The organism is Kitasatospora sp. NPDC043950 (assembly GCF_056435345.1).
This window is the reverse complement of record NZ_JBWKER010000075.1, coordinates 1-11,966: the sequence shown is the minus strand read 5'-3', so window position 1 is coordinate 11,966 and position 11,966 is coordinate 1. Positions and strand designations below refer to the sequence as shown.

Here is an 11,966-nt window from a genome sequence, read left to right as displayed (position 1 = left end):
TTTCTTTTGGCGGGGGGGGCCCGTGGCGGAGGGTGCTGGTGTCGCCCCGCCCCCCCCCCCTGCCCCCGTTCCCCCCCTCGGCGGCCCCCCACCGCCGGGTCCTGCGGCCCGCGCCGCCCGGTCGGTCCGTCGCGATGGCCGCGGTCGGTCCGTCGCGACGGCCCCGGTCAGTCCGTCGCGATGGCCGCGAGGACGTTCATCCGCCCGGCCCGGAAGGCCGGGACGAGGGCGGCGACCAGTCCGATCACCACCGAGGCGACCAGCGTCACCGCGAGCGTGGTGGTCGGGACGGAGAGCGTGGCCAGACCCTGGTCACGCAGTACCCGTTGGGCGGTGACGCCCCAGGCCAGCCCGAGCCCGGTGCCCAGGACCGCGCCGAACACCGAGATCACCACGGCCTCCAGCCGGATCATCCGGCGCAGCTGGCGGCGGGAGAGCCCGATCGCCCGCAGCAGGCCGATCTCCCTGGTCCGCTCGACCACCGACAGCGCCAGGGTGTTGACCACCCCGAGCACGGCGACCGTGATGGAGAGGCCGACCAGGCCGTAGATCAGGTAGAGCAGGGTGTTGACCTGGGACTGCACGACCTCCTTGTAGCCGGCCTGGTCCTTGATGGTCAGCTGCGGGTACTCCTTGAGCGCGCCCTCCAGGGCGGTCAGCGTCTTCGCGACGTCGGCTCCGGAGGAGGCCTTGGCGAAGAACGTCCAGACCGGCGGCTGCTCGGCGGCGGGCACGGCCTTGGCCATGGTGTCGAAGTCGACGAAGGAGCCGTCGCCGAACAGCGAGCCCTTCGCGAACACGGCGCCCACCGGCAGCACCTGGGTGCGGCCCTTGCCGTAGGCGACGGTCACCTGGTCGCCGACCTTCAGGCCGTGGTCCTTCGCGAAGGCCTCGCCGATCCCCAGCTCGCCCCGCCCGATCGCGTCCACCGAACCGGCGGTGACCGGGAGGTGGAAGTCGGTGCCGAAGAAGGCGGGCGGCGCGGCGGTGAGGTTGGTCTTCACGCTCCGGCCGTCCGGCAGCTGGAGCTTGGGGCTGAAGAACTTCTGGGTGGTGACGTGGTCGATGCCCGGGGTCCGGCGGACGGCGTCCAGCATCTCGGGGGTGATCGAGGTGCGGCCGCCCTGGACGATGTAGTCCGCGCCCACCGACCGGTCGATCTGCGCGTTGGCCGAGGTGACCGTCGAGGCGCTGAACACCGAGGAGCCGATCACCAGCGCCAGTCCGATCATCAGCGCGGCTGCGGTGGCCCCGGTACGACGCGGGTTGCGCATCGCGTTGCGCTGGGCGAGCCGGCCGGACGGACCGAACAGCGCCGGCAGCAGCGCGCCCAGCACCCGCACCACGGCGGTGGCCAGCAGCGGGCCGAGCACCACGAAGCCGACCAGGGTGAGCAGCACGCCGAGACCCAGGTACTGGCCGCCGGTGGCCGCCTTCTCCGCCTGCGCGGCCAGCACCAGCAGACCGCCGCCGCCCGCCGTCAGGACCAGGCCGACCACCGTGCGGACCAGGTTGGCGCGGCCCTCGGCCGGCGTGCCGTGGTCGCGCAGCGCGGCCATCGGCGCGATCCGGCTCGCCCGGCGGGCCGGGACCCAGGCCGCCACCAGGGTCACCACGATGCCCAGGGCGTACCCGGCGAGGAACACCGTCGGACCGATCTTCAGGTCGCCCGCGTCGAGCTTCATGCCGATCGCGTTCATCAGCTTGATCAGGCCGACCGCGATGCCCAGACCGGCCGCGACCCCGAGGGTCGAGCCGAGCACGCCGAGGATCAGCGCCTCGACCAGGACCGAGCGGTTCACCTGCCGGCGGCTGCCGCCGATGGCGCGCAGCAGGCCGATCTCCCGGGTGCGCTGGGCGACCAGCATCGAGAAGGTGTTGATGATCAGGAAGCAGCCGACGAACGCCGAGATGAGCGAGAAGCCGAGCATCGCGTTCTTCATGAAGCCGAGGCCGCTGCCGATGCTCTTGGTGTTCTCGTCCTTCTGCTCGGCCGCGGTCTTCACCTGGTAGCCGGCGCCCAGCTTGGCCAGGGCGTCGGCCTTGAGCCGGTCGTTGCCGCGGCTGCCGTCGCCGAACGCCTCGACCGAGGTGTACGCCTGCTCGCCGAGCAGCACCTGCTGGGCGGTCGGGGTGTCCAGGAAGGCCAGCGCCGCACCGGGGTTGGTGGTGGTGAAGGAGGCGATGCCGGAGATCGTGAACTCGTGCCGGCCGTCGGCGTTGTCGACCCGGAGCTTGGCGCCGAGGCCGAGCCCGGCCTTCTTCGCGGTGTCCGCGTCCAGCACCGACTCGCCCGCGTTCTGGGGAGCGTGACCCTGGGTGAGGTGCACCGCGCTGCGCGGGGTCTCGGTCCAGTTGCCGACCAGGGTCGGCGCGCCGGACGTCGGGCCGACCAGCTTGTTGGTGGCCGGGTCGACCAGGGTCGCGTTCTCGACCATGACCTGGCCGACCGCCGACTTCACCCCCGGCACCGCGGCGACCTGCTGCGCGGCCGCCACCGGGACGGTCCGCGGCTTGTCGGAGGCCTGCTGGTCGTCGTCCTCGGCCGGCTTGGGCGGCTGGACGGAGACGTCGGAGGCGGTCGCGGCGAACAGCTTGTCGAAGGTGCTGGTCGCGGTGTCGGAGAAGACCAGGGTGCCGGAGACGAACGCGACCGACAGCATCACGGCGATCAGGGAGAGCGCCATGCGGCCCTTGTGGGCGAAGAAGCTCCGCAGAGCGGTCTTGAGCAGCATCTGTCCCGTCCCGCCCGCTCAGCTGGTCCGCTTGCCGTCGAAACGGCGCATGCGTTCGAGGACGGAGTCGGCGGTGGGCGCGTGCATCTCGTCGACGATCACGCCGTCGGCGAGGAAGAGCACGCGGTCCGCGTAGCCCGCGGCGACCGGGTCGTGGGTCACCATCACGATGGTCTGGCCCAGTTCGTCGACCGAGCGGCGCAGGAAGGTGAGCACCTCGGCGCCGGCCCGGGAGTCCAGGTTGCCGGTGGGCTCGTCGCCGAAGATGATCTCGGGCCGGGCGGCCAGCGCCCGGGCCACCGCGACGCGCTGCTGCTGGCCGCCGGAGAGCTGCGCCGGGCGGTGCTTGAGCCGGCCGGCCAGGCCGACGGTCTCCACCACCTGGTCCAGCCAGGCCTGGTCCGGCCGACGGCCGGCGATGTCCATCGGCAGCGTGATGTTCTCCAGCGCGGACAGCGTCGGGAGCAGGTTGAACGCCTGGAAGATGAAGCCGATCTTGTCCCGGCGCAGCCTGGTCAGCTGCTTGTCCTTGAGGCCGGTGATCTCGGTGTCGCCGATCCAGATCCGCCCGTCGCTGACCGTGTCCAGGCCGGCCAGGCAGTGCATCAGGGTCGACTTCCCGGAGCCCGACGGGCCCATGATCGCGGTGAAGCGGCCACGCTGGATGTCGACGTCCACCGCGTCGAGCGCGGTGACCCTGGTCTCGCCCGCGCCGTACGCCTTGCTGACCTGACGGGCCGCGGCGGCGACGGCGGGTGCGCCGCCGGGAAGCTGGGGGTCGTACACGGCTGTGGCTGCCGTCGTCACTGGAGTCTCCTAAGAAGTGGGCCCGACCGTCGACCCCGGCCGGCCCTCCGTGCGCGGGCATGCCGCAGGACGCGGGCATGGCGCGGGAAGGGTCGTCGACCGGGAGTTGACCCCACCCACCGGGCCCGGCGGGCGCCGGCTCCCGGGAGAACCTCGCCCCTCGTCGGCACGAGCGGGGACGTCCACAACGTTAGGAGTAACGGCGGGCGCTCTCGTCATCCGCCGGAATGAAGCCGTCCAACCAAGGATCTACGGGGCGCGACACCCCCTCCCCCTAAGGGGTGCCGCGCCCCGTCTCGGGGACGCCCCGTACGGGGCCCGGGCCCCGGTTCCTCAGCCGGTCAGCGCCGGTACGGCCAGCCGCTCCAGGGCCTGCGCGAAACCCTCCACGACCGGGGCCAGCAGGGCGTCGGTCTCACGCTCGACCAGGGTCGTCCCGTCCTCCCCGGTGGTGATGTGGCGGTCGAGCACGAACCAGCCCTGGGTGATGTGGCCGGCGCCCATCGAGCTGAGCACCGGGCGCAGCGCGTAGTCCACCGCCAGCACGTGCGCGGGCGAGCCTCCGGTGGCCAGCGGCAGGACGGCCTTGCCGGCCAGCGCGTACTGCGGGAGCACGTCCAGCAGGGCCTTCAACAGGCCCGAGTAGGCGGCCTTGTAGACGGGGGTGCCGATCACGACGCCGTCCGCCCGGGCGAACAACTCGGTCACGGCGACGATCTCCGGGTGGTCGAAGTCGCCCGACAGCAGCGCGTGCGCGGGCAGGCTGCGCGCCTCGAACGGGACGACGTGGTGGCCGCGGGCCTCCAGCCCGGCGTCGACGTGGCGCAGCAGGCGGGTGGTGCGGGAGGTGGCGGACGGGGAGCCGGAAACGGACAGGACGGTGGCCATGGGGTTCACCTTTGGCTGGAAGCGGGGGCGGCGCCACGCGGCGCAGGAGGACCGCTGCGGGTCGGAGCCCTGGAAGGTGTTTCGACGTGCTCGACGTGCTCGACGTGCTCGACGCGTTCGACGCGTTCGACGCGTTCGACGCGTTCGAGGTGAGGTGCTCGGCGCGGGTGGGGTGACGCCGAGGTGATCCGGTGGGCGCGCGCTTCAGCCGCGACAGAGCGAACAGGCCACACCACGCCGCAGGTCGACGTGCCGCCGACGCGTGAGTGCCCAACGCTGATCCATACCCGAAATGCAAACACGCTGCGTTCGAGCCGGTCAAGAATCGTTTCGCCAGTTGAACGGCGGGTGACGTGACGCGTGGTGACCGGGCTCACGTCGACCCGGCGCCCGCGCCGCCCGTCCCCACCGTCGTACGGCGGCGCGGAAGTTGCGGCGGAACGATCCGACCCGTGCATCAAAACTGCTACAAGCGACCTGGTGGAGTACCCCGGGGGGAGTCAGCACGAGCGGGGTCGGGCATCCTCGACGACATGAACACGTGGCAGGAGGGCCGCCCGGGAGGCGGCGGGAACCCGTACCGAGACGGGAACCCGTATGGGGGCGGCGGCAACGGCGGCGCGTACGGGCGCGGCGGGGGCGGCGCGGCGGCCGAACCGCCGCTGCCGTCGTCGATGAACCCGCGCGGGCCGGGTGCGCCCGCGCCACGACAGCCGGAGCCGTCCCGGCTCGGCGGCGTCCCGCCGCAGGGTCCGGGCGGGCAGCCCGCCGTCCGCCCCGGTGGGCCTGGGGGCCCCGGCGGTCCCGGCGGTCCCGGCGGTCCCGGACGACCGGGTGGGCCCGGGGGCCCGGGCGGCGCCCAGCCGGGCGGTATACAGACCAAGCGGTGGCCGCGGCGCCGGATCGTCAAGTGGTCGGTCTTCGGCCTCCTGATCGCCGTCATGGTCACCGCCGTCTCGACCTGGTTCTGGGCCGACTCCAAGCTCAACCACGAGAACGTGCTCGCCGACTACCCCGGCCGCCCGCCGGCCGGCAAGGGCACCAACTGGCTGATCGTCGGCTCCGACAGCCGCCAGGGCCTCACCGACTCGGAACAGGACGACCTGCACACCGGTCACGACACCGAGGGCAAGCGCAGCGACTCGATGATGATCCTGCACGTCGGGGACAACGGGAACACCCTGATGAGCATCCCGCGCGACTCCTGGGTGCCGATCCCCGAGTACAAGAGCAGCAGCGGCAAGACCCTCAAGGGCACCACCTCGAAGATCAACTCGGCCTTCGGCAACGGCGGCGGCCGCCTCCTCGTCCAGACCGTCGAGCTGAACACCGGCATCCGCATCGACCACTACGCCGAGATCGGCTTCGCCGGCTTCGTCGGCATCGTCGACTCCATCGGCGGCGTCGAGATGCACATCGACCAGGACCTCAAGGACAAGGACTCCGGTCTCGACCTCAAGGCCGGCGACCAGACCCTCAGCGGCAAGCAGGCCCTCGCCTTCGTCCGCCAGCGCCACCAGATGGCCGACCAGGACCTCGGCCGGATGCGCAACCAGCAGAAGTTCCTCGGCGCCCTCGCCCACCAGGCGGCCTCCCCCGGCACCGTGCTGAACCCGTTCACCTTCTACCCGCTGGTCGACTCCGCCCTCGGCACCCTCATCGTCGACGACGACGCCGGCCTCACCGACCTCGGCTCGCTCTTCCTCGCCATGAAGGACGTCAACGGCGGCGGCGGCAAGACCCTGACCGTCCCGATCGGCAACCCGGACTACCGGACCAAGACCGGGGAGTCGGCGGTGCTGTGGGACGCCGCCAAGTCCAAGCAGGTCTTCGACGCCTTCAAGAACGACACCGCGGTACCGGACATCAAGTAGCCCGCCGTGACGTGAAGTGGCCACGCCGACACCATGGGTGGATGTCGGCCCGGGCCGAGGGCCGCGGTCGCCTAACCCGCCTGCGGGAGCAGGCCGGTGCCGCACTCGGGGAAGCGGACCAGCCACTCCCCCTCGCCGCCGGCGGCCTCGGTGGCGCCCGCGTAGCCGTAGTGGATCAGCCGCCCCTCGCCGCCCGCCAGCCAGCGGGCGCCGGTCAGGTGCACGGTCAGGGCCGCCGGGCGGTGCGGGTCGGGCCGCTCCAGCACCAGTTCGTGCTCGGCCTCGCCCGGCCGGAAGGCCACCGCGGTCTCCGTGGCCGGCCGGCGCGGGCTGCCGCCCTCCCGGTACGTCCAGTACGCGGCCACCGTCACGGTGAGCGCGCCGTCCACCCCGCCGGTGCCCGGCCGCACGTACTCCTCGTCCGGCACCCAGCGCGAGTGGTGGCGGATCTCCTCCGGCCCCCAGCGCTCGTCCCAGCGCACCCAGTAGCCCGCCACCCGCTTGACCGTCATGACCTCGCAGGCGACCCGCACCGCGATCCGCGCCGGATTGACCGGCTCGCACGAGGCCAGCGAGACCACCGTCACCTGCTCGTACGTCACCGCGCCGTCGTCGACGTCCTGTTCCATCGGTGAACCACCTTGCCGGAGTGTCGAGTTCGCCGCGGCTCCGACCGCGCACGGAGAGCCTAGAGCGACCGGGTCGGCACACGGAGTGATTGCGCGGTTCCGGCCCGCCCGCCTGCTCACCGGGCTACCCTGCCCCCGGACACGCCACCGCCCCGGAGCGGGAAGTCGGCTGATCGGACTTCCCCGGCCGGGGCGGTGTGCGGTTTCGAACTGATGAACCGGTGACTACTCGACGATGCCGGACTTGGCGATGGTGACCTTCGCCGAGGTGCGGCCGCTCTGCGAGCCGAGCTTCTCGACCGCCGTCACGACGTCCATGCCCTCGACGACCTCGCCGAAGACGACGTGCTTGCCGTCCAGCCAGTCGGTGACGATGGTGGTGATGAAGAACTGCGAGCCGTTGGTGTTGCGGCCGGCGTTGGCCATCGACAGCAGGCCCGGGCGGGTGTGCTTGATCTTGAAGTTCTCGTCGGCGAACTTCTCGCCGTAGATGCTCTTGCCACCGGTGCCGTTGTGGTTGGTGAAGTCACCGCCCTGCAGCATGAACTGCGGGATCACGCGGTGGAAGCCGGAGCCCTCGTAGCCGAAGCCGTTCTGGCCGGTCGCGAGCTCGCGGAAGTTCCGGGCGGTCTTGGGGACGACGTCGTCGTACAGCTTGAAGACGATGCGGCCCGACGGAACGCCGTCGATCTCGATGTCGAAGAAAACGTTGGAAGCCATGCAGGGATCATGGCACGACCCGTCGGCCGACGCGCGTCACCCCCGGCCCGCCGCCGGGTGGCGTCCCCGTGTTATCCGGCCGGCGCGAGGACCGCGGAAGCTACCATCGCCGTCGGGTTCAGGCGTTCGGTCACGGCGACGGGGTGGACGGCATGCGGATCGGTGAACTGGCCAGGCGGACGGGCGTGAGCGAGCGCTCGCTGCGCTACTACGAGCAGCAGGGCCTGCTGGTCGCCCGGCGGACCGACGGCGGGCACCGGGAGTACCCGGAGCCGGCGGTGGACCGGGTCGTGCTGATCCAGGAGCTGTTCGCGGCCGGGCTGCACAGCCGCACGATCTACAAGATCCTCCCCTGCATGCGCGACTCCGACGGCGGCCCGAACGAGATCGCCACCCCGCTGCTGGTCGAGGAGCTGGCCTCCGAACGGGACCGGATCGACCGGATGATCACCGACCTGCTCCGCTCCCGCGAGGTGCTGGACGAGGTGATCGCGACCGCCTCCGGCCGACCGCGGGCCGGAGCGGCGGAGGCCGACGCGGTGTAGCCGAGACTGCGGAGGCCCGGGGCTCAGGGCTCAGGGCTCAGGCCTTCAGCTTGCGCCAGACCGCCTCCAGGGCCGCGATGTCGCCCTCGTCGAGCCGGTCGGTGAAGACCGGCGCGAGGACGGCCCGCCGGGTGGCGTCGGCCTCGGCGAAGGCGGCGCGGCCCTGCCCGGTCAGTTCGATCCGCACCGACCGGGCGTCGGAGGCGGAGGGCGTGCGGGCCACCAGGCCGCGTGCGGCCAGGGCGTCGACCACCCGGGAGACCTGGCTGCGGCTGAGCATCGTCTTCGCGCCCAGGTCGGAGGCGGCGACCGGCTCCTGCTGCCCGTTGAGCCAGAGCATCACCTCGAACCAGGACAGCGACAGCCCGTGCACCCGGGTGAGCTCGCGGTCCACCTGGGCGGCGAGGGTGGTGCCGGCCCAGACCAGGCCGTAGAAGGCGTGGTCCTGCTCGGACAGCGGGCCCAGGGAAAGGTCAGCACGGTTCATGACGTTCATCGTACCGAGGTGCGTGCGCGTGCACGGACTCCGCGCACGCGCACGACTCCGGCGGCTGCACCGCCAGAGCGTCCTGGCTAGAACGCCTGGTGGTCCGGCTCGCAGACCGTGCCGGGCGGCGGGAGTTCACCGCTGACCAGGTACCGCTGCTCGCGGTCCCAGGCGCAGGCGCTCGGGTTGCCCAGCGCCGTGTGGCCGTAGCCGTGGACGGTCAGCAGGCGGCCGCGGGCGAGGGTGTCGGCCAGCGCGCGGGACCCTTCGTAGGGCCAGGCCGGGTCGCCGGTGAGGGCCACGACCAGGATCGGCGCGGAGGTCGGCCGGTTCCACGGGCCGGTGTAGCGGTCCCGGGCGGCCTCGGCCGGCCAGGCGGCGCAGCGCTGGTTCTGCCAGACCAGGTACGGGCCGGTGGCGCCCGCGCGGGCCCGGGCGAGGGCGGACAGCGCCGGGTACGTGGTGTCGGCGGCCGGGTCGGCACCGGAGACAGGCGGGTTGACGGTGTCGGCGCAGAGCGCCCCGAGGGTCTGCGCCTGCTTGGGCTGGCCGCCGGTCGGCAGCGGCGCCGAGGCGTCCGGGGCGGCGGTCCACAGCTGCTGGAGCAGTCCGCCCAGCGCCGGCCAGCCGGTGCCGGGGGCGTTCGGCACCGGGGTGGCGGCGTAGAGCATCGGCAGGACGGTGGAGGCGGTGGAGGCCTGGTCGAAGGTGACCGCCGCCGGCGGGGTGCCGAGCGTCACCGGCGTCCGGCCCAGCCGGTCGAGCAGTTCGGCGAACTTGGCGCGGGTGGCGTCCCGGTCCGCCGCCGCGAAGGCGCAGGCGGCGGGGCCGGCGTCGGCGCACTGGTCGAGGAAGGCGTCGAGGGTGCGGACGCCGGCGAGGTCGCTGCCGGTGCGCAGGAACGGCGGCAGGGCGCGCTGCTGCGGCGAGCGCCCGGTGGACCAGGCGACCGGGTCGGGGGCGCTGTCCAGCACCATCGCACGCACCCGGGTCGGGAAGAGGTTGGCGTAGGTGGCGCCCAGGTAGCTGCCGTACGAGGTGCCGAGGTAGCTCAGCCGGCGGTCGCCGACGGCGGCGCGCAGCAGGTCCAGGTCGCGGGCCGTGTCGGCGGTGGACAGGTGGGCGAGCAGGCCGGTCCGCTCGTTGTCGGCGCACTGGCGGCCGAAGCGCGCGTACGTCGTCGCCCAGGCCGACTCCTGGGCGGCGCCGACCGGGTAGCCGGCCGGCAGCCCGGCGAGCAGGCCCTGCTCGGCCGCCGCGTCCGGGAAGCACTGCGGCACGGTGGAGCCGCCGACGCCGCGCGGGTCGAAGCTGACCAGGTCGAACCGCTCCCGCACCTGCTCCGGGAGCATCCCGTACACGGCGGGCAGCGCCTGGGTGCCGGGCACGCCCGGGCCGCCGGGGTTGAAGAACAGCGAGCCGATCCGGTGCGCCGGGTCGGTCGCGGGGTGCCGGATGACGGCCAGCTCGACGGTGCGCCCGGCCGGGTCGCGGTAGTCCATCGGCACCGTGGCGCGGGCGCAGTCGAAGTCCGGTACGCAGGACCGCCAGTCCAGCCGGGGCACCGGCGCCGCGAGGGCATCCGCCGCCGCGGCGGCCGGGGCGAGACCGGCCAGCAGCAGCCCGGTGGCCGCGGCGGCGCCGGTTCTGAGGGCGGAGGTGAGACGGGGTCGGGGCATGGGCAGGGCCTCCCGTTTCGGTGGACTGACGTGCAGTCACCAAGGGTCGGGGCGCCCGCTGCCAGACCTCTCACATCCCACCGGCACCACTGTCATGCCGCTGTCACCGCCGCCCCGCGCGGCTCAGGCGGGCTTGCGGGCCAGCAGGTAGGCCTGCGGGGTCGGCTGCACGCCCTCCTCCGGCTCGCGGAGCGTGCAGGAGGTGAGCCGCAGGCCGGCCGCGCGGACCAATTCCGCGATCCGGTCCGGCTGCTGGCGGCGGAAGTCCAGCGCCACCGGGTGGCCGAAGGGCTGGTCGATCCGCAGGGGCTCGTCACCGACCTGGAAGGCGAGCAGCAGGTGGCCGCCCGGGGCGAGCACCCGCGCGAACTCGGCGAACACCTCCGGCAGGCGCTCCGCCGGGGTGTGGATGATCGAGTACCAGGCGACCGCGCCGGTCAACTCGCCGTCCCGCAGCGGGAGGTCGAACAGCGAACCCTCGGTGAAGTCCAGCCCGGGGTACGTCGCGCGGGCCAGCTCGACCATCCTCGGCGACAGGTCGATGCCGCGGACGTCGAGGCCCAGGCCGTGCAGGTGGTGCGTCACCCGGCCGGGGCCACAGCCCAGTTCGGCTGCCAGTCCGTCGGCGCGCTCGGCGCGGACCAGCTCGGCGAAGGCCGCGAGCACCGCCCGGGACAGCGGTTCGCCGGCCAGTTCGTCGCGGAAGCGGTCGGCGTAGTCGACGGCGATGGCGTCGTAGAACGCCCTGGTCGTGGCGAGGAAGTCCGGCTCGGTCATGGTCCGGCACCCTACTCGTCACCGCCGGGCCGCAGCATCGCCGCGGCGGTCAGCGCGCGGCCGGCTCCAGCTCCAGCCCCGGCTCCAACTCCAGCTCCGCCACCGTCTGGTCGCCGCTCGTCTCGCCGGTCGGGCGGAAGCCCAGCCCGGCGTAGAAGGCGGCGGGGCCCTCCGGGCCGGGGACGTACGTGACGGTGGCGCGGGTGCCGCCGCGGCGGCGGATCTCGGCGCAGACCTGCTCGACGGCGAAGCGGCCGTAGCCGCCGCGCTGCCGGTCGGCGTCGACGAGCAGGCGCCAGAGGCCGGAGCGGGGGCGGTCGTCCGGCTGCTCGGGGTTGAACCTGATGTCGAAGAACGCCATCACGAAGCCGACCGGCCGCTCCCCGTCCATGATCAGCCGGGGCCAGGCGGTGTCCCCGTGGGCGTACGCCTCGGCCAGCGACGTCGCCACCGGCGCGACCAGGGCCTCCTGGTCGGGGCGCACCTTCAGGGCGAGGGCGGCGTCGATGGTGTCGGGGGTGATCCGGGCCAGGCTCAGTGCGGAGGACATGGCGGGCAGCCTACGAAGCGGGGCCGCCCGCCGTCGCCCGGTTTTCGGGGCCGAGGTGCGGTCGAGGCCGAAGCGCCGTCCGGCTACGGCAGGTTGCGGGCCATGACGATGCGCTGGACCTGGTTGGTCCCCTCGTAGATCTGGGTGATCTTCGCGTCCCGCATCATCCGCTCCACCGGATAGTCCCGCGTGTACCCGTACCCACCCAGCAACTGCACCGCGTCCGTCGTGATCTCCATCGCCGCATCCGACGCGTAGCACTTCGCCGCCGCCCC

12 protein-coding genes are annotated in these 11,966 nt (G+C 73.1%); 2 read left to right on the top strand and 10 right to left on the bottom strand.

Annotation, left to right across the window (positions count from 1 at the left end; translation table 11 throughout):
• Nucleotides 1–167 precede the first annotated feature (167 nt).
• From AC07BF_RS34010 to ssuE, 3 genes are all read right to left on the bottom strand, one after another.
• Nucleotides 168–2,735 (bottom strand): ABC transporter permease, encoded by a 2,568-nt coding sequence (locus tag AC07BF_RS34010; protein WP_363587618.1) that lies wholly within the window; start codon nucleotides 2,733–2,735, stop codon nucleotides 168–170.
• An 18-nt stretch (nucleotides 2,736–2,753) separates the two neighbouring features.
• Nucleotides 2,754–3,542, bottom strand: coding sequence for an ABC transporter ATP-binding protein (locus tag AC07BF_RS34005; RefSeq protein WP_363587620.1), 789 nt, complete (start codon nucleotides 3,540–3,542; stop codon nucleotides 2,754–2,756).
• 333 nt (nucleotides 3,543–3,875) lie between these two features.
• Nucleotides 3,876–4,430, bottom strand: coding sequence for an NADPH-dependent FMN reductase (ssuE, locus tag AC07BF_RS34000; protein ID WP_363587622.1), 555 nt, complete (start codon nucleotides 4,428–4,430; stop codon nucleotides 3,876–3,878).
• Nucleotides 4,431–5,371: 941 nt separating this feature from the next.
• On the opposite strand from ssuE, the gene AC07BF_RS33995 reads away from it, so the two are divergent.
• Complete coding sequence (locus AC07BF_RS33995) at nucleotides 5,372–6,304, top strand: LCP family protein (protein ID WP_363587624.1); 933 nt, start codon at nucleotides 5,372–5,374, stop codon at nucleotides 6,302–6,304.
• Nucleotides 6,305–6,375: 71 nt separating this feature from the next.
• On the opposite strand, the gene AC07BF_RS33990 is transcribed toward AC07BF_RS33995, so the two are convergent.
• Both AC07BF_RS33990 and AC07BF_RS33985 read right to left on the bottom strand, forming a co-directional pair.
• Nucleotides 6,376–6,933, bottom strand: coding sequence for a hypothetical protein (locus AC07BF_RS33990; RefSeq protein ID WP_478334363.1), 558 nt, complete (start codon nucleotides 6,931–6,933; stop codon nucleotides 6,376–6,378).
• 225 nt (nucleotides 6,934–7,158) lie between these two features.
• Nucleotides 7,159–7,653: a peptidylprolyl isomerase gene (locus AC07BF_RS33985; RefSeq protein ID WP_363587628.1), complete on the bottom strand. Its 495-nt coding sequence runs from the start codon at nucleotides 7,651–7,653 to the stop codon at nucleotides 7,159–7,161.
• 152 nt (nucleotides 7,654–7,805) lie between these two features.
• Between AC07BF_RS33985 and AC07BF_RS33980 the strand changes: the two genes are divergently transcribed.
• Nucleotides 7,806–8,198, top strand: a complete 393-nt coding sequence (locus tag AC07BF_RS33980) for a MerR family transcriptional regulator (RefSeq protein WP_363587630.1) — start codon at nucleotides 7,806–7,808, stop codon at nucleotides 8,196–8,198.
• 37 nt (nucleotides 8,199–8,235) lie between these two features.
• On the opposite strand, the gene AC07BF_RS33975 is transcribed toward AC07BF_RS33980, so the two are convergent.
• From AC07BF_RS33975 to AC07BF_RS33955, 5 genes are all read right to left on the bottom strand, one after another.
• Nucleotides 8,236–8,685 (bottom strand): MarR family winged helix-turn-helix transcriptional regulator, encoded by a 450-nt coding sequence (locus tag AC07BF_RS33975; RefSeq protein WP_363625811.1) that lies wholly within the window; start codon nucleotides 8,683–8,685, stop codon nucleotides 8,236–8,238.
• 86 nt (nucleotides 8,686–8,771) lie between these two features.
• Nucleotides 8,772–10,364, bottom strand: a complete 1,593-nt coding sequence (locus AC07BF_RS33970; RefSeq protein WP_478334362.1) for an alpha/beta hydrolase — start codon at nucleotides 10,362–10,364, stop codon at nucleotides 8,772–8,774.
• 123 nt (nucleotides 10,365–10,487) lie between these two features.
• Complete coding sequence (locus tag AC07BF_RS33965; RefSeq protein ID WP_478334361.1) at nucleotides 10,488–11,141, bottom strand: class I SAM-dependent DNA methyltransferase; 654 nt, start codon at nucleotides 11,139–11,141, stop codon at nucleotides 10,488–10,490.
• Nucleotides 11,142–11,190: 49 nt separating this feature from the next.
• Nucleotides 11,191–11,691 carry a GNAT family N-acetyltransferase gene (locus AC07BF_RS33960; protein WP_478334360.1) on the bottom strand — a complete coding sequence of 167 codons (501 nt, stop codon included), beginning with the start codon at nucleotides 11,689–11,691 and terminating at the stop codon, nucleotides 11,191–11,193.
• 83 nt (nucleotides 11,692–11,774) lie between these two features.
• The coding region (locus AC07BF_RS33955) for an acyl-CoA dehydrogenase family protein (protein ID WP_360222818.1) at nucleotides 11,775–11,966 on the bottom strand (192 nt) is incomplete at its 5' end.

Excerpts from the sequence above, each read along its gene's own strand:
- AC07BF_RS34010 (WP_363587618.1), bottom strand. The coding sequence starts at position 2,735 with ATGCTGCTCAAGACCGCTCTGCGGAGCTTCTTCGCCCACAAGGGCCGC.
- ssuE (WP_363587622.1), bottom strand. The coding sequence starts at position 4,430 with ATGGCCACCGTCCTGTCCGTTTCCGGCTCCCCGTCCGCCACCTCCCGC.
- AC07BF_RS33995 (WP_363587624.1), top strand. The coding sequence starts at position 5,372 with ATGGTCACCGCCGTCTCGACCTGGTTCTGGGCCGACTCCAAGCTCAAC.
- AC07BF_RS33990 (WP_478334363.1), bottom strand. The coding sequence starts at position 6,933 with ATGGAACAGGACGTCGACGACGGCGCGGTGACGTACGAGCAGGTGACG.
- AC07BF_RS33985 (WP_363587628.1), bottom strand. The coding sequence starts at position 7,653 with ATGGCTTCCAACGTTTTCTTCGACATCGAGATCGACGGCGTTCCGTCG.
- AC07BF_RS33980 (WP_363587630.1), top strand. The coding sequence starts at position 7,806 with ATGCGGATCGGTGAACTGGCCAGGCGGACGGGCGTGAGCGAGCGCTCG.
- AC07BF_RS33975 (WP_363625811.1), bottom strand. The coding sequence starts at position 8,685 with ATGAACCGTGCTGACCTTTCCCTGGGCCCGCTGTCCGAGCAGGACCAC.
- AC07BF_RS33970 (WP_478334362.1), bottom strand. The coding sequence starts at position 10,364 with ATGCCCCGACCCCGTCTCACCTCCGCCCTCAGAACCGGCGCCGCCGCG.
- AC07BF_RS33965 (WP_478334361.1), bottom strand. The coding sequence starts at position 11,141 with ATGACCGAGCCGGACTTCCTCGCCACGACCAGGGCGTTCTACGACGCC.
- AC07BF_RS33960 (WP_478334360.1), bottom strand. The coding sequence starts at position 11,691 with ATGTCCTCCGCACTGAGCCTGGCCCGGATCACCCCCGACACCATCGAC.